At 64.4% G+C, this 19,430-nt stretch carries 18 protein-coding genes and 1 tRNA gene; 9 read left to right on the forward strand and 10 right to left on the reverse strand.

The window, feature by feature from the left end:
• Positions 1 to 7: 7 nt before the first annotated feature.
• Positions 8 to 1,381 (forward strand): HNH endonuclease signature motif containing protein, encoded by a 1,374-nt coding sequence (locus tag KR227_RS08285; protein ID WP_218364916.1) that lies wholly within the window; start codon positions 8 to 10, stop codon positions 1,379 to 1,381.
• A 110-nt stretch (positions 1,382 to 1,491) separates the two neighbouring features.
• On the opposite strand, the gene KR227_RS08290 is transcribed toward KR227_RS08285, so the two are convergent.
• The 6 genes from KR227_RS08290 to KR227_RS08315 are packed head-to-tail and all read right to left on the reverse strand — an operon-like array spanning position 1,492 to position 7,581.
• On the reverse strand, positions 1,492 to 1,893 hold the full coding sequence (locus KR227_RS08290) for a Na+/H+ antiporter subunit G (RefSeq protein ID WP_151549698.1): 402 nt from the start codon (positions 1,891 to 1,893) through the stop codon (positions 1,492 to 1,494).
• Between the two features lie 2 nt (positions 1,894 to 1,895).
• Positions 1,896 to 2,165 (reverse strand): cation:proton antiporter, encoded by a 270-nt coding sequence (locus KR227_RS08295; protein WP_218364917.1) that lies wholly within the window; start codon positions 2,163 to 2,165, stop codon positions 1,896 to 1,898.
• Positions 2,162 to 2,698: a monovalent cation/H+ antiporter subunit E gene (locus KR227_RS08300; protein WP_218364918.1), complete on the reverse strand. Its 537-nt coding sequence runs from the start codon at positions 2,696 to 2,698 to the stop codon at positions 2,162 to 2,164. The genes KR227_RS08295 and KR227_RS08300 overlap by 4 nt, the downstream gene beginning before the upstream one ends.
• A gap of 7 nt (positions 2,699 to 2,705) precedes the next feature.
• Entirely contained in the window at positions 2,706 to 4,229 is a 1,524-nt protein-coding gene (locus KR227_RS08305) for a monovalent cation/H+ antiporter subunit D family protein (RefSeq protein ID WP_218364919.1), read from the reverse strand.
• Positions 4,229 to 4,663: a sodium:proton antiporter gene (locus tag KR227_RS08310; protein ID WP_151549694.1), complete on the reverse strand. Its 435-nt coding sequence runs from the start codon at positions 4,661 to 4,663 to the stop codon at positions 4,229 to 4,231. Before KR227_RS08310 ends, KR227_RS08305 begins: the two co-directional genes overlap by 1 nt.
• The gene (locus KR227_RS08315) at positions 4,660 to 7,581 is read right to left on the reverse strand and encodes a DUF4040 family protein (RefSeq protein ID WP_218364920.1); all 2,922 of its coding nucleotides are present in this window, start codon (positions 7,579 to 7,581) and stop codon (positions 4,660 to 4,662) included. The genes KR227_RS08310 and KR227_RS08315 overlap by 4 nt, the downstream gene beginning before the upstream one ends.
• A 112-nt stretch (positions 7,582 to 7,693) precedes the next feature.
• Here KR227_RS08315 and KR227_RS08320 point away from each other — a divergent pair, with 112 nt between their 5' ends.
• Both KR227_RS08320 and KR227_RS08325 read left to right on the forward strand, forming a co-directional pair.
• Positions 7,694 to 9,211 carry a YhgE/Pip domain-containing protein gene (locus KR227_RS08320; protein WP_218364921.1) on the forward strand — a complete coding sequence of 506 codons (1,518 nt, stop codon included), beginning with the start codon at positions 7,694 to 7,696 and terminating at the stop codon, positions 9,209 to 9,211.
• Positions 9,212 to 9,216: 5 nt separating this feature from the next.
• Positions 9,217 to 10,155, forward strand: a complete 939-nt coding sequence (locus KR227_RS08325; RefSeq protein WP_218364922.1) for a potassium channel family protein — start codon at positions 9,217 to 9,219, stop codon at positions 10,153 to 10,155.
• On the opposite strand, the gene KR227_RS08330 is transcribed toward KR227_RS08325, so the two are convergent.
• On the reverse strand, positions 10,156 to 11,520 hold the full coding sequence (locus KR227_RS08330; RefSeq protein WP_218364923.1) for an MFS transporter: 1,365 nt from the start codon (positions 11,518 to 11,520) through the stop codon (positions 10,156 to 10,158). It lies immediately after the preceding gene.
• 140 nt (positions 11,521 to 11,660) lie between these two features.
• Between KR227_RS08330 and KR227_RS08335 the strand changes: the two genes are divergently transcribed.
• A complete protein-coding gene (locus KR227_RS08335) occupies positions 11,661 to 13,280 on the forward strand; it encodes an amidohydrolase (protein WP_218364924.1) in 1,620 nt (539 codons plus the stop codon).
• A 59-nt stretch (positions 13,281 to 13,339) separates the two neighbouring features.
• On the opposite strand, the gene KR227_RS08340 is transcribed toward KR227_RS08335, so the two are convergent.
• Both KR227_RS08340 and KR227_RS08345 read right to left on the reverse strand, forming a co-directional pair.
• Positions 13,340 to 13,416, reverse strand: a tRNA-Pro gene (locus KR227_RS08340).
• Between the two features lie 52 nt (positions 13,417 to 13,468).
• On the reverse strand, positions 13,469 to 14,374 hold the full coding sequence (locus KR227_RS08345) for a metallophosphoesterase (protein ID WP_218364925.1): 906 nt from the start codon (positions 14,372 to 14,374) through the stop codon (positions 13,469 to 13,471).
• Positions 14,375 to 14,403: 29 nt separating this feature from the next.
• Between KR227_RS08345 and KR227_RS08350 the strand changes: the two genes are divergently transcribed.
• Positions 14,404 to 14,850 (forward strand): GatB/YqeY domain-containing protein, encoded by a 447-nt coding sequence (locus KR227_RS08350; protein ID WP_218364926.1) that lies wholly within the window; start codon positions 14,404 to 14,406, stop codon positions 14,848 to 14,850.
• On the opposite strand, the gene KR227_RS08355 is transcribed toward KR227_RS08350, so the two are convergent.
• Positions 14,847 to 17,219: a transglycosylase domain-containing protein gene (locus tag KR227_RS08355; RefSeq protein ID WP_218364927.1), complete on the reverse strand. Its 2,373-nt coding sequence runs from the start codon at positions 17,217 to 17,219 to the stop codon at positions 14,847 to 14,849. The two genes, KR227_RS08350 and KR227_RS08355, sit on opposite strands and share 4 nt — an antisense overlap.
• Before the next feature lie 183 nt (positions 17,220 to 17,402).
• On the opposite strand from KR227_RS08355, the gene KR227_RS08360 reads away from it, so the two are divergent.
• The 4 genes from KR227_RS08360 (at position 17,403) to KR227_RS08375 (ending at position 19,335) form a co-directional block, all read left to right on the forward strand.
• A complete protein-coding gene (locus KR227_RS08360; protein ID WP_151529441.1) occupies positions 17,403 to 17,702 on the forward strand; it encodes a WhiB family transcriptional regulator in 300 nt (99 codons plus the stop codon).
• A 153-nt stretch (positions 17,703 to 17,855) separates the two neighbouring features.
• Positions 17,856 to 18,014, forward strand: coding sequence for a DUF4177 domain-containing protein (locus KR227_RS08365; RefSeq protein ID WP_018019595.1), 159 nt, complete (start codon positions 17,856 to 17,858; stop codon positions 18,012 to 18,014).
• Positions 18,007 to 18,471: a RidA family protein gene (locus tag KR227_RS08370; RefSeq protein WP_218364928.1), complete on the forward strand. Its 465-nt coding sequence runs from the start codon at positions 18,007 to 18,009 to the stop codon at positions 18,469 to 18,471. The genes KR227_RS08365 and KR227_RS08370 overlap by 8 nt, the downstream gene beginning before the upstream one ends.
• Before the next feature lie 42 nt (positions 18,472 to 18,513).
• Positions 18,514 to 19,335, forward strand: coding sequence for an MBL fold metallo-hydrolase (locus KR227_RS08375; RefSeq protein ID WP_151549685.1), 822 nt, complete (start codon positions 18,514 to 18,516; stop codon positions 19,333 to 19,335).
• The last annotated feature ends 95 nt before the right edge of the window (positions 19,336 to 19,430 follow it).

Raw genomic sequence — 19,430 nt, forward strand, 5'->3', positions numbered from 1 at the left:
GTGAGCCATGACCACCCTGCAGCGCGCCCGCGCCGATCTCGCCGCCGCCCTCGAGGCCGCCGAATCGGTGCTCACTACTGCCAGCGACGCCGAGATCGCCGAGCAGTGGGAGGAGATCGTCGCCATGGATGCGCTCATGGGGCTCAAAGCGCACATCGACGTGCTACTCGCGCACCGGCTCGCCAACGGACTATCCAGCGTGGTCGCCGGAACGGGGAAATCCGTGCGGGTGCTCGAAGAAGACTTCGGCTGGTCCCGCAGCCGCGCCACTACTGTCTCCACCCAGGCGCACCGGCTCTACGGACCCATGGTGGATGACGCCACCGAGGAAGACGACGAGGTCCGCGCCCGCCGCGCCGAGGCCGCCGAGCTGCGCACCGCCAGTGAACAGCTGCTGCGCCAGGCCCTCATCTCCGCAGAAACCCGCACCGTCATCGAAACGAAACTCGCCAAACTCAAAACCGACAACGCCCTGATCCGCGAAACCCTGCGCAATCAGCTCGTCACCTACGCCACCACCCATAGCTACGCCGACGTGCGCGCCGCCGCCATCGAACGCGTCCGCACCCTCAACGCCCGGCTCGGCGCCAACCCCGATCGCGGCCGCCGCAAGCGCTTCTTCCGCATTACCCGCACCGATGAAGACGGCACCTGCTCCATCAACGCCAAACTCCCCGCCGCCGCCATCGCCGACTTCAAAGCCCAACTCGACGCCGAACTCCGGAAGCCGCGACCCCACGGCGATACCCGCACCTTCGACCAGCGCAGCGCCGACGCCGCCTGCACCGTCATGAACCGCGGCGACACCAGCCGAAGCAGCGCCATGGTCTTCAGCTTCTCCGCCAAAGACTTCGACCGCGACGACCTCATCGCCGCCGGCTACACCCTGCCCACCAACACCGGGATCAACCTCACCCTCGACCAGATCGAAGAACTCGGGGCCAACAAATACGGCTTCTACGTCATCCACGACCCCTCCACCGGGATGGCGCTGCGCGTCGGCCGCATGCGTCGCACCGCCACCTTCGCCCAACGGCTCGCCCTCTTCGCCTCCGAAGGGGTGTGCTCCCACCCAGGCTGTTCCACACCGCTGTCGCGATCCGACATCCACCACATCACTGCGTGGGAACACGGCGGCACTACTGACATCGAAAACCTCACCGCGAGATGCCGCACCCACCACACCGACAACGACGACACCCAACGCGACCCGCGAAGACACCACGCCCGCCGCGACCCCCACACCGGAATCGTCGGCACCGCCCGCGGCACCCCGCACCCATCGGTGAACATCAACAACGGATACGCCGCCTCCCGCGCCGCCGGCAGACGCATCCGCAACCAACCATGGCCGCCCGGGTGCGAACCACCCGCGAGCTAAACCCCTAGTCGCCTCAGCCCCTCCGCGCCCAGAATGCGGTGGGGCTTCAGGTGCGCGCAAAACAACCCCCAAGGATCAGGATTCCTTGGGGGTTGGTGGCGAGAACAGTACTACTGTTCAGACACCTGCGGATCGGGCTCAGCGGCGGAGCCTTCAGCAGGCGCATCGTCCTCCTGCTGGGAGGAACGCTCCTTGGCCAGGCGCACGCGGTCATCCACAGAGACACCGTAGATGGCGCGGGCCAGGTAGAAGCTGGAGACGCTTACTACTGCCAGTAGGAAAGCGATCGAAATGATGGCGCGAACGAGGTTATTGGGGTCAAACCCCTTGGTGGAGAAGTCGTTCACCAGGTTCGCGATAATCAGCAGTGGTAGTGCTACTCCCGTGAGCGGGCTCAAAAGATTCACGCGGGTCAGCGCATCCTTGGCCTCCCAAATGGAACGCACGGTAACCATGGCAATGAATGCGGCCAGGAGCACGAGGGCTCCGACGATAATGTCGCTGATGGTCATGACTACCTCCTGCCTTTCGAAAGGATGCGGGCGAGCGAAACAGTAGTGAGCGCACCCATGATCGAGGCCAGGAGGGCTACCTCATAGGCGATGGATACGGGGTGCGTGAGGGTCCAGATGAGGTAGATGCCCAGCATGCAGTAGAACACCATGTCGGCCAGTAGTGCGCGGGTGCCCGGGTCCTGGGAGCGGATGGCGAGCGACAGCGCGATGGTCAGCGCGATGGTGAAGGTGGCGATGCCGAGGTAGCAGATGATCTCAAGAACGCTCATTTCTTGTCTCCTTTCTGCTGCTGTTGCCGTTTGGCGGCCTCGATACGGGCTTGTTTGACGCGGTCGACGCGCTTTTGCTCTTTGCTTTTGGCGCTGTTTTCGTCGAGTTCCGCGAGCGGGAAGTCGATATCGTTGCGGTAGCCGTCGCCGACGTTGCCGGCATACATCCATGCGCTGTAGTGCAGGGGTGTGTCTGCGACGCGGGGCGCCAGTTTTTCTTCCATGTGCGCCAGATCGGCGATCACTTCGGCGGGATCGGATCCGTATACGGCCTGCACGAGCAGGATGTAGCCGGATTCGGATTCGGCGCCGTCGATGGTCTCGACGGGCCGGAAGCCCACGGATAGGGTGCCCGGGGTCATGGTGATGGAGGTGGAGAACAGCGTGCGCTCCCATTCACCGGTGACCCGCACGGGATAGTTGACGATGATCGGGTCTTGGGTGTTGTTGATGCGAACCGTGTCGATTGCGACTTTGCTTGCCGACGCAATCACTTGGCCAATCAACCAGATGGTGTAGCTAATCCAGTGCATTGTTGTCCTATCCTGCCGCCCCGGCGACGACGCCGACGGCCTGATCGAAGTTGTCTAGGACTGCCTGCTGGTAGCTGCTCACGTCCAGTAGTCCTTCGCTGGCGGTGAGCACCACATCGAACATGGTGCCGGCGAAGATGAACATGGCGAAGGACAGCAGGATCATGACGGCGGCCGGCGCGATGATCGGTTTTGCGATCACGTAGTCGGCGGGGAACTGGGAGGTCTGCATCGGCTTGCCCCAGAACACCTTCCGCCACACGCGCAGCATGCTCAGTAGTGCGCCCATGGAGGCCACGATGATGGTGGTGATCACGATCCACGAGGCAGTAGTGGCGGGGCGCGCCACTTCGGCCATGATGAAGAGCTTGCCCCACAGGCCCGATAGTGGCGGGAAGCCGACGATGGAGAAGGAGCCGGCGGCGAAGATTGCGGCTACGAGCGGGTCGCGCCGCATCAGCCCGGAGAGTCGAATGATCCGGCCGGTGCCGTAGGTTTCCTCAATCGCTCCGGAGGTGAGGGTGAGGGCACCGATGGTGATCATGTGGTGTAGGGCGTAGAGCAGGCCGGCGGCGAGTGCACGCTGCGGGTCCAGGGTGGTGAAGGCGAGCATGACCAGGATGAAGGGCATGCCGTTAACCATCTGGTAGGCGAGTACGCGCCGAATGGTGTGCTCGGCGAGGCCGGCGAAGCCGCCGACGAGCATGGAGGCCACCATCACCACGATGATGAGGGTGTTCCAGCGGTCGTCGAGGTCGAAGATCACGGTGTAGATGCGGAAGATCATGTACACCGCCACCTTGGTGTGCAGGCCGGAGAATAGCGCCATGACTGCCGCCGAGGATCCCGGGTAGGTGCGGGGGAGCCAGGTGTGCACGGGGAACACGCCGGCCTTGATGGCGAGGGCGATCATCACGATGCCGAGCGCCACGGTCACGGGGCCGTTTCCTGCCCCTGCCCCGGCGAGGGCGGCGATGTTCACCGAGCCGGCGACACCGTAGAGGATGCCGACGCCAATGAGCAGTAGTGTCGAGGCGGTCAGGTTCACCAGCACGAATAGTCGGCCCGATGCCATGCGCGACCAGGTGCCGGTCATGGCGAGCAGACCATAGGAGGGCAGCAGCATGACCTCCATGAACACGAAGAAGTTGAACAGGTCGCCGGTCAGTAGTGCACCGTTGATACCTGTTTGCAGCATCAGCGTGAGCGCCGGATAGAACCGGGCGCGGGTTTCGCCGACAGTAGTGGCAAACCAGTTCGCCGACAATGCCACGATGGCAGTAGTGACGATCATGACCGCCGAGAAGGGGTCAGCCACGAAGGGGATGGCGACGCCGCCCACGTATTTGCCCACGTTGTGGGCGATGGGGCCGTGTTCGGCGGTGTAGCTAAAGAGCCACAGCCCGGCGATGATGGTCCCCGCGGGCACGATGAGGTGCAGGGCGTCGCGGGCGGTTTTGTTGGGCAGTAGTGTCGCAATGCCCGCGATCAGTAGTGGGATCGCAACAAACAGCGGAAGAACAATGTCCATTAGTCGTTTTCCTCCGCATCCTTCAGGTGCCGCTTATAGCGTTGCTTGAGCTTTTCGGCGCGGCGGGGTGATTGATTGGTGCGGACTTTGCGGCCGGCGGTGTTCCACGCGGCGGGCGCTTCGGGGTCGGTGGGGTTGCGGGTGTCGTCGTCGAGGCCGAGTGCTGCGAGCGCCAGCATGAAGGTGACGGTGGCCATCGTGATCACGATGGCTGTCAGCACGAAGGCTTGGGGCAGCGGGTCGGCCATGTCGGCGATGTCGGTGCGGTCGCCAAAGACTTCGCCGCGGTAGGCGGGGACGCCGGCGACGAGGATGATGATGTTCGCGGCGTGGCTGATGAGCGACATGCCGAGCACGATGCGCATCATGCCGCGTTGCATCACGAGGTACACACCGCCGGCGACGAGGACCGCGATGGTCAGGGCCATGATCATTGCTGGTGCACCTTCTTTCCTTCTTGCTTTTCGACGTCCATCTGGTGGTGGAAGTCCGGGTCGGTCAGTTCCGCCTCGGGGTCTTCGTCGAAGCTGACATCGGGCAGGGGCGACTCGTCGTCACGGACGAAGGCGAGATCGCCGGGGTAGGCGCCGGGGCGCAGGCGGCCACCGAGGGCGTTGATGCCCATGGTGATCATGCCGAGCACCGCCAGGTAGATGCCCATGTCGAAGATGAGCGAGGTAGTCAGGTGGATATCACCGATGTGGCCGTGGATGGCGTAGAGGAAGGAGCCTTCCGTCAGCCCCAAGAAGCCGGGGGTGAGCGCCAGGATGATGCCGAAACCGATGAGCAGGAAGGGCGTATTGGGTTTGACGATGCGCTCGTCGGCGGGTTTCGCCAGGTAGCCGAGGGCGATTGCGCCGCCGGCGACGAGGGCCGCCACGAATCCTCCGCCCGGGTCCTCGTGGCCGCGCAGGAAGATCAGCACGGACAGCACCATGAGGACGGGGACGACAACCTTGAACACGTGCCGCAGCGGGGTGGCGTTGAGATCCTCAAAGCCGAAGCGCGGCGGCTTGGTGCCCGGCAGGAAGCTGTGCTTCGGCACCGAGTACACCACCGAGTAGATGACCACACCGGCCATGCCCAGCACGGACAGCTCGCCCAAGGTATCGAGTGCACGGAACTCCACCAGGATCACCGCGACGATATTGGTGCCGCCGGAGATCTCGGGGGCGTTATCGATGTACCATTGCGCGATCTCGGAGCGGCCGCCATTGCGGGCCAGCAGACCGTAGACGGCGAGGAAGGTGACAATACCGGTGGCGATCGCCAGCACGGCCGACCAGTAGCGGCGCCGGTCCGAGGTCCGGTGGAAGTAGCGCGGTTGCAAGCGCACCACCAGCATCATCATGACGGTGATGAGGATTTCCACGGTGAACTGGGTCAGTGCCACGTCGGGCGCGCCCAAAAGCAGCACCTGCAGGGTCACGCCCACACCAGCGGTGCCCACAAGCACTACTGCGTGCAGCCGGGACTTGGCGCGCATGAGGCCGCTGACGGACATCACCACGATCAGTAGTGGCACCAAATCCAGCAGCGTATCGGTGCCCTCCACGCGCGGCGGCATGGCAACGCCATCGACTCCGCCGCTGAAGAAGCTCACCATGAAGCCGAGGATGCACACCACCACCAGCGGTGGGGCCAGGTGCCGGGAGGGGGAGAAGGAATCCGCCATGCGGCCCACGGCCTTGCCCCAGCCGGCGGCGGAGCCCATGAGCACGGCGAGCGCCTGGTTGCCGGTGAAGGGAGCGAAGGTGTATTCGCCGATCGCCTTGAAAAGCGGCTTGCGGTAGATGATGGTGAGCAGGCCGGCGGCCAGCACACCCATGGAGATCATGAACGGAGTGTTCACCCCGTGCCACAGCGCCAGGTGCAGTTCCGGCTCGGCGGCGACCGAGCCCACGGCGGCGGCAATGGGCTTATCCAGCACGCCGAGAACAAACACGATCGGCAGCGACATCAGGCCCGGCAGGGCGGCGGGCAGCCACAGAGATACCGGCGCTTCGTGGACGTCATCCACCGAGCGGTCGCCGTCGATAAACGCCCCGAACAAGAAGCGTGCGGAGTAGGAGAAGGTAAACCATGCGCCCACGGCGGCCGCGATCAGTAGTGAGCTCACGCCCGTGGAGGTCAGCGGCGCCTCGGTGAAGGCCTCCAGCATGCCCTCCTTGGAGACGAAGCCGAAGAGCGGCGGCACGGCGGCCATCGACATCAAGCCGATGGCGGCGGAGGCGAAGGTGAAGGGCATCTTCTTATACAGCGGCCCCAGGCGACGGATATCGCGGGAGCCGGCCTGGTGGTCGACCACGCCGATGAGCATGAACAGGCTGGACTTGAACAGCCCGTGCGCCAGGGTGTGCACGAGGGCGGCGGCCAGCGCGAAGGGGGTGCCCACGCCGATAGTCGCCACGATCCAGCCCAGGTGGGAGACGGTGGAGTAGGCGGTGAGGCTTTTCAGATCGGTCTTCTGGATGGCGAAGAATGCCGCCATCACAGCAGTAGTCATGCCCACCGAGATCAGCAGTACATTCCAGGTGTGGTTGTCTGCAAAGACCGCGGAGAAACGCATGAGCACATAGACGCCGGCCTTCACCACGGCGGCGGCGTGCAGGAACGCCGACACGGGGGTGGCGGCGGCCATGGCCTCGGGCAGCCAGAAGTGGAAGGGCAGCTGGGCGGATTTAGTGAAGGCCGAGACCGCGACCAAGACCGCCAAAACAGTAGTAAGGTTCGGATCCGCCGCCCAGAAGTCGGAGGCGAGAATCTCCCTGATGGAGGTCGTGCCGGTCTTGGCCACCATGATCGCCACCGCGGTCAGGAGGGTGAGTCCGCCGGTGAAGGTGAGGATCAGGGTGCGGATCGCGCCCATCTGGCCGCTGGATCCCTTGGCGCGCCCAATGAGCATGAAGCTGGCCATGCTCACCAGCTCCCAGGCGATGAACAGCACCACGATGTCGTCGGTGAGCACCAGCAGCAGGATGGAGAAGGTGAACGCGGACATCAGCCAGTAGAAGCTGAGGTTGAAGTCATCGTTGTGCAGATAGGCGGCGGAATATATGAAGACCACGCCGCCGATCACAAGCGCCAACAAAGCAAAGAAGGTGCTGAGAGGATCCGCAATAAAATTCAGGTTTACATCTACGCCTGTGGCGGCGAAATCGCTGATCCACGTCATGGAGAAGGTGGGCGAGTCGCCGTCAATGATGTCCGGTAGCTTGGCGGCCAGCACACCCGCTGCTGCGAAGAACAGCAGCGCGAGCGGCCAGCCCGCAAGCCGGTCACCCAAGCGAACTGCTAGTGGAGCCAACACCACGGTGGCTGCCACTAACAGCAATACGGTCGATAGGGTCATAGAAAGTTCCACACTAGGAGTCCGGGAAAAATTGCCGCATTCTACGTTACCAGCTGGGTAAATCGGTGGGCCTCTCGCCGAATCGTCCTTGAAAGCGATAGATTTAGTGCTCATGAAAAGCTCTTCCATGCTCACTCGCTTCCTGGCTGTGCTCGTGATTGTTGCTCCTGTGCTTCTCGCCACTATTGCGGCGGCTGTGATGAGGATGGAGCCCGCCGATGCGTGGTCCACCAAGGATGAGCCCTCCGGCGCGCCTGCGGCCGCCAGCCCGGCCGGCTACTCGGATGCGGATCTCCTCGCGGCGCGCCGGGCAGCCAGTAGTGCCGGCACCCAATCGGGATTCTTAAACTCCGGTGTGAAGGAGCTGAGCGATGGCTCCCGCCAGCTCGCCGAGGGCACCACCCAGCTTCGCGACGGCATCTCCGCGGCCCACAGCGGCTCCGGCGAGCTCTCCGCGGGGATGGTGCAGCTGCAGGCCGGCGTGGGCCAGATGGGCCCGGGCGCCCAGGAACTCGCCGATGGCATCGAGCAGGTCGCCGGGGCGCTGGTGGGGGTGGAGGCCTCCCGCGGGCAGCTGCTGGCGGCGTTGGATCAGATCGACAAAGAGCTTGAAGAGTCGGTGGATCCCCGCTCCGAGGAGCTTCGCGAACAGCTCAACGAGTACCGGCCGCAGCTGGAAAATATCACCCTCAGCGAGGAGCAAAAAGCCCAGTTCACCCGCATGCGGGAGGGCTCGCGGGAACTCGCCAATCAGCTCAATACCCCCGGCTATGCCTTCCACGATGGCATCTTCCAGGCCACCCAGGGCGCCAAGGATCTCAACCAGGGCCTCGCCGAGCTGGAACGCGGCAGTATCCGCGCCCAGGAGGGGGCCACGGCCTTGGCCGATGGTGCTGAGCGGGTAGAGAAGCTGGCCGAGGATAATAAGAACTCCATCACCGGTATCCAGCGCGCCCTCCCCGCCCACACGGCCCAGGCAGACCCCGCCGAGGTGCCGGAGGCCCTCACCAACGCCCTGCCCCCGCTCTATGCGCTGCTCATCGCGGCGCTCGCCATGGGGCTCGGAGCGGCAGTGGGCCTGGCCCGGCTGTCCCTGCTGCAGCAGCTCGTGGCCGCTGTGGGGATCGCGGCCAGCGCGGCTGTGGCCTTGGCCATTGTGGGGGATCTCGGAGTCCTCGCCCTGGCGCTCTCCGCTGGGCTGCTGCTGCTCGCCACGATTGCTGGGTCGGCCATCGCGCAGCTGGTGCAGCTTCTCCTGCCGCAGCGCTTCGCCCCAGGTGTTGTCGGGGCAGTATTCCTCCTCCAGCTCCTCGTCGTGGGCCTGGTGTGGAAGAGCGCCACGACCGGCACGGTGGAGCTCGGGGCGCAGATCGCCACGGGGTTGATGCCGCTGCACTATGCCACCGCGGGATTAAGCGCCATCGGCAATAGCGCCCACGGGGTGATGGCGGGCAGCTCGGCGGCGGTGCTCGCGATCATGGCCGCTGGTGGTCTCTGGCTCGCCCGCCGCCAGGGCCCCAGCCCCAGCGCCAGCCAGAGCCAGAGCCAGAGCCCCAGCTCCGCCGAGCCGGCTGAGGTGCGAGAGGATGGCGTCGATAAGCCCGCGGCGACGGAGCATGTGGCACAGTAGGGGCCGTGGCTGCTTCGACTGAGAAAAATACCGACAGTGGGGCCGATAAGGACGCAGGGCCCGTTGATATTTCAGGCATGCCGCTGCGGCGGAAGACCTCGGTGGTGCTTAAGGAGATCTTTGCGCCCCATGTGCCGCACCATGTGAGCGCCCAGAAGAAGTGGGAGCGCCACTCCGAGGGCCCGATGCTGGTGGCCTCACTACTGTTTTTGGTGCTGTATGCGTGGACGGCCCTGGGCGCCAATGATGCGCTGCTGACCAAGATCGCCAATGTGGGCATGTGGGGCGTCTGGCTGTGCTTTTTGGTCGACTATGCGGTGCGGCTGGTGCTGGCGGAGAATTCCTGGCGCTGGTTTGTGCGCCATCTGTGGGAGTTGGCGCTGATTGTGCTGCCGATGTTCCGTCCGCTGCGGATTTTGCGGATTTTGCCGACGTTGGTGATTTTGCAGCGTTTTTCTGCGGCGAATGCCCGGGTGAGCGTGGCGTGGTACACCTCGGTCACGGCGGTGCTCGTGATTTTCGTGGCGGCGATCACGCTCTATGAGGCGGAGGCGACGCAGGATGGCAGCCAGATTGTGGATTTCGGCGACGCAGTGTGGTGGGCGTTGGTGACGGTGACCACGGTGGGCTATGGCGATATTGCGCCGGTGAGCTCCCAGGGCCGGTTGGTGGCGTCGGTGCTGATGCTCACCGGTATCGCGATCGCCGGTGTGGTGACCGCGATGTTGTCCTCCTGGCTGGTGGAGCAGGTGCAAACCACCTCCTCGGAGACGGAGGAGTTCATGGATTCCGTCCGCCACCGGGAGCTGCTCACGGCCGTTCAGGATCTTTCCCACGAGGTGCGCGAGCTGCGGGAGGAGACCTCCACGCTAAAAAGCGAGCTCGCAGAGCTGGCTTATCGACGCCACCCTGACGCCACCGCCGACCCGCCGGAGAGCAGCTAGCTACTCGGCATCGGTGGCCTCGAGCACGACCTCATCGCGGACGCGGTGCCGTTCGCCGAGGAAACCGCCGGCGGCGCTAATGAGCGCCACCACCACGAGGATGAGCATGCCGGGCCAGGCGGAGGGCTGCTCGCCCGAGCTATTGAGCCAGGCGGCCACGAAGGGCAGCATGCCGGAGATCGTCCCGGCCACATTGGAGCCGATGGCGATGCCGGTGTAGCGCAGCTGGGCGGGGAAGAGCTCGGAGAGCAAAAGCCCGGAGACCGAGTAGCTGATGGTGACCACGCTCAGCCCGATGCACACCGCGAGGGTCAGCAGGGCCACATTGGCGGTGTCGATCATCATCCACACCGGATAGGACAGTAGTGCGGTGGCGATCGAGCCCCAGCCGATGATGCGGCCCGGGCCGATCTTTTCGCCGAGGCGGCCGAAGATGAGGTTGATGAAGATCTGGCAGACTGCCGCCAGCAGGGTGGCGTTCACCACGTCCTGGCGGGCCATGCCGAGGGCGGTGGTGGCATAGCTCATCACATAGGTGGTCAGCACGAAGAAGCCGCCAATACCGAGCAGCGCCGCAGAGACCGCCAGGATCAATTGGCGATAGTAGGAGCCGAAAAGCTCCGTGAGCGAGCCCTGCTCCTCGGCATCGTTGTCGGCCTCGGCGGCGAGGGCGCGAAAGACGGGGGATTCTTCTACCTTGAGGCGGATCCACAGCGCAATGCCGAGGAAGGGGAAGGCCAAGAGGAAGGGGATGCGCCACGCCCAGGAGTCCACGGTCTCCTCCGGCATGAGCAGAACCAGGGCGAATACTCCGGAGGAGAGCAGGGTGCCGACGGGGGAGCCGATTTGGATGAGCGCGGCATAGCGGCCGCGTTTATCGGCGGGGGCGTGCTCAATGGCCATGGTGGTGGCGCCGCCCCATTCGCCGCCGACCGCCACGCCCTGGCCGAGGCGCAGCACGGTGAGCAGCACGGGGGCCCAGAGGCCGATGGAGTCGTAGGTGGGGAGTAGGCCAATCAGGCCGGTGGCCATCCCGATCACCACGATCGACAGGATGAGCGCTGGCCGTCGGCCCAGCTTATCGCCGATGCGGCCGAAGAGTAGTGCGCCGAAGGGGCGGGCGAAGAAACCGACGCCGAAGGTGGCGAAGGCCGCGAGCGTGGCGGTGGTGTCATCGGCATTGGAGAAGAAAAGATAATTAAACACCAGCGCCGATGCGGTGCCGAAGAGAAAAAAGTCGTACCATTCCAACACGGTGCCCACGAAGGCGGCGCGGGCGATCTTGCCCACCTCGCGGGAATCTACCTCCACGGTGCCGGGCCCCTGTGGGTCGCCGTCCGCGATGGTGGGTTCAGTCCTGCTCATGTCGAGCCTCCTAGCTCTGTATAGGGCATTGCAGTCAAGGCTAGAGGCAGCGGCGGGGTTGGTGCAGGATGTATCCCCCACCAGAGGGCCACCGCATAGCCCGCATGATGCATGTTCGATCCGAGGAGACAGCAGTTGTTATGAGCCACAGTCCGATTGTGTTGGTGGAGAACGCGAGGATTCTCACCCAGAATCCGCAGCAGCCCAGCGCCACGGCGGTGGCGATGCTGCAGGGGCGGTTCGTGGCGCTCGACGAGGATGCCCGCCGCCTGCCCGCGGATCGACGCATCGACGCCGGCGGCGCCACCCTTGTTCCTGGCTTTAATGATGCCCACGCCCACACCGTGTGGTTTGGCCAGACGCTCTCTGAGGTGGATCTTTCGGCGGCGTGTACCACCACCGAGGTCTATGACACGATCGCCGCCGCGGCCGCCGATGTGGGGGAGCGGGACTGGGTGATTGCCGCCGGGTTTCGCCCCCGCGCCCTGCAGGATGGCGAGCTGTCTATCGCCGCGCTCGACCGCGCCGCGGCGGGACGGCCACTACTGATCAAACACGTCTCGGGCCATGCGAATACCGTCAATACCCCAGCCCTGTGGGCGGCCGGGGTGGATCCCTCTCACCCGCCGCTGGTGGACGGCGGCGAGGTGGTCTGCGATAGCACTGGGGCGGCCACCGGTCTGCTCGACGAGAATGCGATGCGGCTGGTGCAGCAGGTGTTGCTGCCGGAATCAAGCACCGAGATCGCCGCCGCCATCGAGAAGGCAACCGCGCACTATCTCTCCGAGGGGCTGACCTCGGTCACCGATTGTGGCGTGGCCGGCGGCTGGATTGGGCATAGCCCGCGGGAGATCGGGGCCTATCAGCAGGCCACCCGCCATACCCGGATGCAGATCATGCCCACCATCGACGCCCTGCACGAGATCGCCGGCCACTCGGCGGATGGCTATGGCTATGGCCTCGATGGCGGCATCCGTACCGGCTTGGGCGATGAGTGGCTGCAGATCGGGCCCACCAAAATGTTTATGGATGGTTCGATACTGAGCACTACTGCGGCGATGGCGGAGGACTACCTGTGCTGCCCGCACCGCGGCTATTTTCAGGGGGATCCGGCAGAGATGCGTCGACAAGCACTCGGCGCGGCGGCGGCCGGCTGGTCGCTGGCCCTGCATGCGCTCGGCGATGCGGCGGTGGATCTATCGGTGGCTATTCTCTCCGAGATTATTGACACCTATGGCGCGCCGGCGATTCCGCACCGCATCGAGCACGGCGGGGTGGTGCGTGATGATCAGCTGGCCGCGATCAACGGCCGCCCCATCGTGATTGCGCCGCAGCCGCGCTTCGTGCACGCCTTCGGCGATGCCGTGATCCGGGTGCTTGGCGAGGAGCGCGCCGCCTTCTCCTATCCGGCTCGCAGGCTTCTCGACGCCGGCCTCATCCTGCCCGGAAGCTCGGACCGTCCCGTCACCGACGGGGCGCCCTTGCAGGCCATCGAGTCCTTCGTGACGCGCACCACCCAGTCCGGGCAGCTCTACTATGGCAGCGAGCGCCTCAGCGCGGAACAGGCTCTTTACGCCTATACCGCCGGATCGGCGGCGGCCACCGGCTGGGCGGGCCGCAAGGGCCAGATCATGCCCGGGCAGCTGGCCGATTGCGTGCTCTTGGATCGCAACCCGCTGCAGGTAGCGCCCGAGGAGATCGGCCGCGTGCAGGTGCTGGCCACGATCCTGGGCGGGGAGCTGGTCTACGGCGAGCTTTAAATAACGCCGCCGGACATGCGAAAAGGCCAATCATCCGGTGGATGATTGACCTTTTCCAGTGGTCGGGATAACAGGATTTGAACCTGCGACCTCTTCGTCCCGAACGAAGCGCGCTACCAAGCTGCGCCATATCCCGTTGCTACCTGAAACACTATAGGACAGCGCCGGAAGAAACTACAAAACAGCAGCTAGTGGCGTTCCGTGAGGCGTAGCAGGGTGGCGGTGGGCGGGCAGTTGAGCCGCACCGGCGCATACTTCGAGGTGCCGAGGCCGCGGGAGACATACATGTGCATCCCATCGAAGCGGTGCAGCCCGTGGGCGCGCTCGCGGTCGATGCCGCAGTTGGTCACGATGGAGCGCCCACCGGGCAGGCAGATCTGGCCACCGTGGGTGTGCCCGGAGATGCTCAGCTGGTAGCCGTCCGCGGCGAAACGCTCCAGCACCCGCGGCTCGGGGGAGTGGGTGAGCGCGATGGCGAGATCCGCATCGGCATTGGGCGGGCCGGCGATCTGCTCATAGTCGTCGAGGTCATGGTGGGGGTCATCCACCCCGGCCACGGCGAGGCGCACATCGCCTACTTTCACCTCTACCCGCTGGTGGGTAGCGTCGTGCCAGCCCCGTTCGATGAAGGCGGCCCGCATGCCCCGCCACGGCAGCTCCACGCGGGAGGGGGTGCGCTTCTTCCCCAGCAGGTAGTTGAAGGGGTTCACCGGCCGCGGGGCGAAGTAATCATTGGTGCCAAAGACGAACATGCCGGGCACATCCAGCAGCGGGTTGAGGGCCTGCAGCACATAGGGCACCGCCTGCGGATCGCCCAGGTTATCGCCGGTATTGATCACCAGGTCTGGGTGCAGCTGGGCTAGCCCGGAGACGAACTGCTGTTTGCTGCCTTGGGAGGGCAGCATGTGCAGGTCGGCGATGTGCAGGATGTCGAAGGAATCCTTCTCGCGCAGCACCCCGGGCTCGAGCAGAGGCAGCTCGAGGGTGTCGAGGCGAAAGTCGCTGGTATTAGTGATGCCTTTGAGCGCAACGCCCGCGCCAAGGGCGGCGACGGCGGCGCTCGCGGAACCAAGTCGGCGGAATAATGCAGTCACACCTCACACCCTAGCGATATCGTTGAGGCATGAGCGAATTAGAACAACAGATCCGCGCCGATCTCAAAGAGTCCATGAAAGCGCGCGACAAGCAGCGCTCCAATGCCATCCGGCAGCTGCTCTCCGCCGTGCAGTATGAGAAGACCTCCTCCGGCACCGAGCTTGTCGACGCCGATATCCTCGCCGTCATCGCCCGCGAGATCAAGAAGCGCCGCGAATCCGTCACTACCTATCGCGACGCCGGGCGCGAGGAGCTTGCCGCGGTGGAAGAGGCCGAGATCGCCGTCTTCCAGAGCTATCAGCCGGCGCAGCTTAGCGACGCCGAGCTGGAGCAGCTGGTGGACTCCTGCATCGCGGAGACGGGCGCGAGCTCCATGCGTGAGATGGGGGCGGTGATGAAGTCCGCCACCGCCCAGGCCGCCGGCCGCGCCGATGGCGCCCGCATCTCCGCTGTGGTCAAGGCCAAGCTCAGCTAGAAATTCCGCAGAAGATCGTTAATCGCGTTCGAAATCTCGTCGGGATCGGGCAGCGGCGGCGGGGGCTCCGGGTTCGACCGCGAGGATGGCGGCGGCGGTGGCGGCGGGGGCGCGGAGCCATCGGAGATCTTCAGCGTCACCGTCGATCCCTGGTGGATGATGGGCTCGTGCTCGATGCCCTTCACCTCACCGCGCGGGGTGCCATTGCCGGCCACGAACTTGACCTGGGCGCGAAGCCCGGCCTCCTCTAGTGCGCGGACGGCATCCTTTTCCTGCATGCCCACCACCTTCGGGATGCGATCTTTGGCGGTGCCTTCTCGGAAACGCCCGTGGGCGGGGGAGAGGGAGCCCTGCGCTGCTGCGGGAATCTGCTGCGCCGCAGCAATCCAGGTGCGCGCCGGCTCCTTACCGCCATAGAGATCGCCGCGGCCGCACTGGCGCACCGGGGAGGTACACAGCGGGGCGGCCGAGGTGCCGTCATTGTAGATGTAGGTGGCGGCAGCGAAACCGGAGTTAAAGCCGAGGAAGGAGCTCGACAGGTTGGACTCGGTGGTACCGGTCTTGCCCGCAGCCGAGCCGTTCCAGCCCATCGACTTCGCCGACTCGGAGGCGGTACCGGAACGGAAATCATCGCTGAGAGCGTCGCTCAGCGCCTGCGCCACGCCACTGGAGAGTGCCCGCTCGCACTCGGGGCGATCGAGCTGCACCTCCTTGCCCTCGCGGTCGGTGATCTCCATGATGGGGTTGGGTTCACACCACACGCCATCGGCGGAAATGGTGGCGGCAACATTCGATAGCTCCAGCGGGTTCACCGCCGTCGGGCCGAGCGTATAGGAGCCGAGATTGGCGTTTTTCATGTACTCGGCGATGGAGCTTTCCCCATCGAAGCTGCCCGGTGCCGTATAGGAGCGCAGGCCCAGCTTCACCGAAATATCCACCACGGAGCTCACCCCGACCTTCTCAATAAGCTCCACAAAGGTGGTGTTTGGCGATTTTGCCAGCGCCTCCTTCAGCGAGAGCTTCGGCGGGTACTGGCCGGCGTTTTCCACGCAGTAGGCGCCGGGCGGGCAGCCCTCGGCGCCGCCCTCGCCGAGGCCATAGGCCTCATAGCGCTTCGGCACCGCTAGCTCGGTGTCGATGCCCATGCCCTGCTCGATGGCGGCGGCGGCGGTAAAGACCTTAAAGACCGAGCCGGCGCCATTGCCCACCAGGGTGGAGGTCTGCGGCAGGATCGTTTGCGCGGCCGCGCCATCGAGGCCATAGGTGCGCGAGGACACCATCGCCTGGATCTCGCGGGAGTATTTTCCCGGATTAATCACGTTCATCACCTGAGCCACGCCCGGGGTGGAGGGGTCGGTGAAGCTGGTGACCGCGTTTTTCGCGGCGGCCTGGACCTCCGGATCAAGGGAGGTGCGGATGGTATAGGCATTGGTGCGCAGGTCCTCCTCGCTAATGCCCTTCTCCTCCAGATAGCGGATCACATAGTCGCAGAAGAAACCGCGATCGCCGGTGGTGATACATCCATTAGGCAGCCCCTGCGGCTGCTCCAGCACCCCGAGGGGTTCCATGGCGAAGGCCTCGGCGTCCGCGCGGGAGATGTAGTTCATCTCCGCCATCGCGTCGAGCACCACATTCCGGCGCGAGGTGACGCCCGCAATATTGGTATAGGGATCCAGCGCGGATGAGGACTGCACAATGCCCGCCAAGGTGGCGGCTTGGGGCACGGTGAGCTCGGCGGCGCTAATGCCAAAGTAGGTGCGGGCCGCAGCCTCTACCCCGTAGGCGCCATTGCCGAAGGGGACGAGGTTGAGATAGCGGCCGAGGATTTCGTCTTTATCCAGCCGCTTTTCCAGCTCTGCGGCGGCGCGGATCTCGCGGAACTTGCGGGTATAGGAGGTTTCGATGGCCTCGGCCTGCTCCTCATCATTTTCCGCCTCCACCAAGAGCGCATAGTTCTTGATGTATTGCTGATCCAGAGTGGAGGCGCCCTCGAGCACGCTACCGGCGAGCAGGTTCTTCACCATGGCGCGCCCGGCGCCCTGCCAGTCCACCCCGTCATGCGCATAGAAGCGGCGATCCTCGATCGAGACGATGGCGCGCTTCATGGCCTCAGAGATCTGATCCGGGGGCACGTCGAAGCGGCGCTGTTTATAGAGCCACGCGATGGGGGCGCCGTTTCGGTCTTGGATCTCCGTGACGCCCGGGGTGGTGCCGTCGGTGAGATTCTCGATGTCAGCCGCCATCGACTCATGGGCGCGCGCAACTGCCGCGCCGGAGAGCCCTGCCAGTGGCGTCAGTGCCACGGCACTTAGCACACCAGCGGCAACGGTGGCGAGGAGAACTTTTCCCAAGGATGCAATGCTGGTCACTTCCCTTACAGTACGCAACCGCTTGGCGCTTGTGAATCCACAAGTACCCCCTTTTTATGCCGTATTCGACACTTCCGCGACACTGTGAATACACTTACAAGTATCAAATTGCTGATCAATGAGAGGCGTGTTTTGCAGATGACTACTTCACTCATTTTGAATCGAGAAGCGGCCCGCAGCGGAATGCACTCCTCTTCCACCGAACCCGTTGAACGCGAGGATTGGGTGACTCGCGCGCGCTGCCGCAACAGCGATCCGGATGCCTTGTTCGTGCGCGGTGCAGCCCAGCGTCGGGCGGCCCAGATCTGCGAAGAATGCCCCGTGAGCACCCATTGTCTGGCCGATGCTCTGGATAATCGGATCGAGTTCGGCGTCTGGGGTGGGCTGACGGAGCGCCAGCGCCGTGCGCTGCTGCGGAAAAACCCGCACATCGAGAATTGGTCCAACTATCTCGCCCGCGGCGGCGAACTGGTGGGCATTTAGCCACAGCGAACACAGCCAGCACTTTTTATGGCAAAAACGACGGGCCCGTAAGTTATCGTACTTGCGGGCCCGTATGTGTGTGATGTGCATCTACGTCCCCTTGGGGGTGGGGCGGGGTCCCGTCGTGGCGCCGAGATCACTAAGGTGGGGCGCATGACTCAATGGGAATACGCCACCGTACCGCTTATTAGCCACGCCACTAAGCAGATCCTCGATACCTGGGGAGAGGACGGCTGGGAGCTCGTAACTGTGATCCCCGGCCCGAATCCGGAAAATCTCGTGGCCTATATGAAGCGGGTGAAAAATGACTAGCTCGATCAGCGCCCGCCTGCAGGAGCTTGGCATCACCCTTCCTGCCGTAGCCGCGCCCGTGGCGGCCTATATTCCCGCCGCCGAGGTGGGTAACCAGGTGTGGACCTCAGGTCAGCTGCCCTTCGTGGAGGGTGAGCTGCACGCCACCGGCAAGGTGGGGGCGGAGGTCTCTGCCGAGCAGGCGAAGGACTGCGCCCGCCTGGCCGTGCTCAATGCGCTGGCCGCCGTGGATGCCGTGGTGGGTATCGATAATGTGGCGCGGGTGCTGAAGATTACCGGCTTCGTCGCCAGCGCCGAGGGCTTCACCGGCCAGCCCGGAGTGGTCAATGGCGCCTCGGAGCTCATTGGTGAGATCTTCGGTGAGTCCGGTCAGCATGTGCGTTCGGCTGTCGGGGTGGCGGAGCTGCCGCTCGGCGCGCCGGTCGAGGTTGAGCTCGTCGTCGAAAAGCGTGCCTAAATTGATAGTCGTATACGAGGCAACAGGGTTAAGCTAGTGGGTATGGAGCATCCCGCTTATAGTCAGCTACGCCCAGTATCTCCGTCCGTGGGAGTCGTGCTGTGCCCTAACCCCGGCTACAGCTCGCTCGAGGGCACTAATTCGTGGGTTATTCGTGCCAAGGGTGATCCGCGCAGCATCGTGGTGGATCCCGGCCCAGAGGATGAGGGGCACCTGAATGTGCTCAATAAGAATGCCTCCGAAGTGGCGGAGGTGCTATTGACGCACCGCCACGCGGATCACGCCGATTCCGCCCAGCGTATTCGCCAGCTCACCGGCGCGCCGGTGCGGGCTTTTGATAAGCGCTACTGCTTGGGTGGGCCGGCGCTGGAAGATGGCGAGATCATCAAGGTCGAGGGTGTGACCCCGCAGATCGAGGTGGTGCACACCCCAGGCCATACCAGTGACTCCGTGTGTCTGTTCGTGTGGTCGGGTAAGCCCGGCAAGTCCACCTTGGAGGGCATTATCACCGGCGATACTATCGCTGGCCGCCACACCACGATGATTTCCGAGACGGACGGGGATCTCAAGGACTATCTGAAGACGCTGAAGATGCTGAAGAAGCGGGGCAAGAATGTGCGCATGCTGCCCGGCCATGGCCCGGATGCGGAGGATATCTCCGTCTTTGCCAAGAAGTACCTGGAGCGTCGCAAGATGCGTCTGCAGCAGGTGGAGGATGCGCTCGAGAAGCTCGGCGATAAAGCCACCGTGCGTGGCCTGATCGATGAGATCTACACCGATGTGGATCCGGTGTTGCGCCACGCCGCAGAGCAGTCCACCCGCGTGACCCTGCGCTATTTGGGCGTGGACGTGCCCTCGAAATAAACCTGCGTACATGAGGGCGGCACGGCGTGCGGCGGTGCCGTCCTCTGCGCAGCTGCGGCTGTCCGTGCATACAGCAACACCGCTGCCTTCTCCCA

This window comes from Corynebacterium sp. TAE3-ERU30, from assembly GCF_019209925.1.
Lineage (GTDB): Bacteria > Actinomycetota > Actinomycetes > Mycobacteriales > Mycobacteriaceae > Corynebacterium > Corynebacterium megadyptis.

What these genes read in the sequence shown, in the direction of transcription:
- KR227_RS08330 (WP_218364923.1), bottom strand. Translation starts at nt 11,520, where the DNA reads ATGAGCAGGACTGAACCCACCATCGCGGACGGCGACCCACAGGGGCCC.
- KR227_RS08305 (WP_218364919.1), bottom strand. Translation starts at nt 4,229, where the DNA reads ATGGACATTGTTCTTCCGCTGTTTGTTGCGATCCCACTACTGATCGCG.
- KR227_RS08300 (WP_218364918.1), bottom strand. Translation starts at nt 2,698, where the DNA reads ATGCACTGGATTAGCTACACCATCTGGTTGATTGGCCAAGTGATTGCG.
- KR227_RS08295 (WP_218364917.1), bottom strand. Translation starts at nt 2,165, where the DNA reads ATGAGCGTTCTTGAGATCATCTGCTACCTCGGCATCGCCACCTTCACC.
- KR227_RS08350 (WP_218364926.1), top strand. Translation starts at nt 14,404, where the DNA reads ATGAGCGAATTAGAACAACAGATCCGCGCCGATCTCAAAGAGTCCATG.
- KR227_RS08315 (WP_218364920.1), bottom strand. Translation starts at nt 7,581, where the DNA reads ATGACCCTATCGACCGTATTGCTGTTAGTGGCAGCCACCGTGGTGTTG.
- KR227_RS08375 (WP_151549685.1), top strand. Translation starts at nt 18,514, where the DNA reads ATGGAGCATCCCGCTTATAGTCAGCTACGCCCAGTATCTCCGTCCGTG.
- KR227_RS08365 (WP_018019595.1), top strand. Translation starts at nt 17,856, where the DNA reads ATGACTCAATGGGAATACGCCACCGTACCGCTTATTAGCCACGCCACT.
- KR227_RS08360 (WP_151529441.1), top strand. Translation starts at nt 17,403, where the DNA reads ATGCACTCCTCTTCCACCGAACCCGTTGAACGCGAGGATTGGGTGACT.
- KR227_RS08290 (WP_151549698.1), bottom strand. Translation starts at nt 1,893, where the DNA reads ATGACCATCAGCGACATTATCGTCGGAGCCCTCGTGCTCCTGGCCGCA.
- KR227_RS08285 (WP_218364916.1), top strand. Translation starts at nt 8, where the DNA reads ATGACCACCCTGCAGCGCGCCCGCGCCGATCTCGCCGCCGCCCTCGAG.
- KR227_RS08320 (WP_218364921.1), top strand. Translation starts at nt 7,694, where the DNA reads ATGAAAAGCTCTTCCATGCTCACTCGCTTCCTGGCTGTGCTCGTGATT.
- KR227_RS08310 (WP_151549694.1), bottom strand. Translation starts at nt 4,663, where the DNA reads ATGATCATGGCCCTGACCATCGCGGTCCTCGTCGCCGGCGGTGTGTAC.
- KR227_RS08370 (WP_218364928.1), top strand. Translation starts at nt 18,007, where the DNA reads ATGACTAGCTCGATCAGCGCCCGCCTGCAGGAGCTTGGCATCACCCTT.
- KR227_RS08335 (WP_218364924.1), top strand. Translation starts at nt 11,661, where the DNA reads ATGAGCCACAGTCCGATTGTGTTGGTGGAGAACGCGAGGATTCTCACC.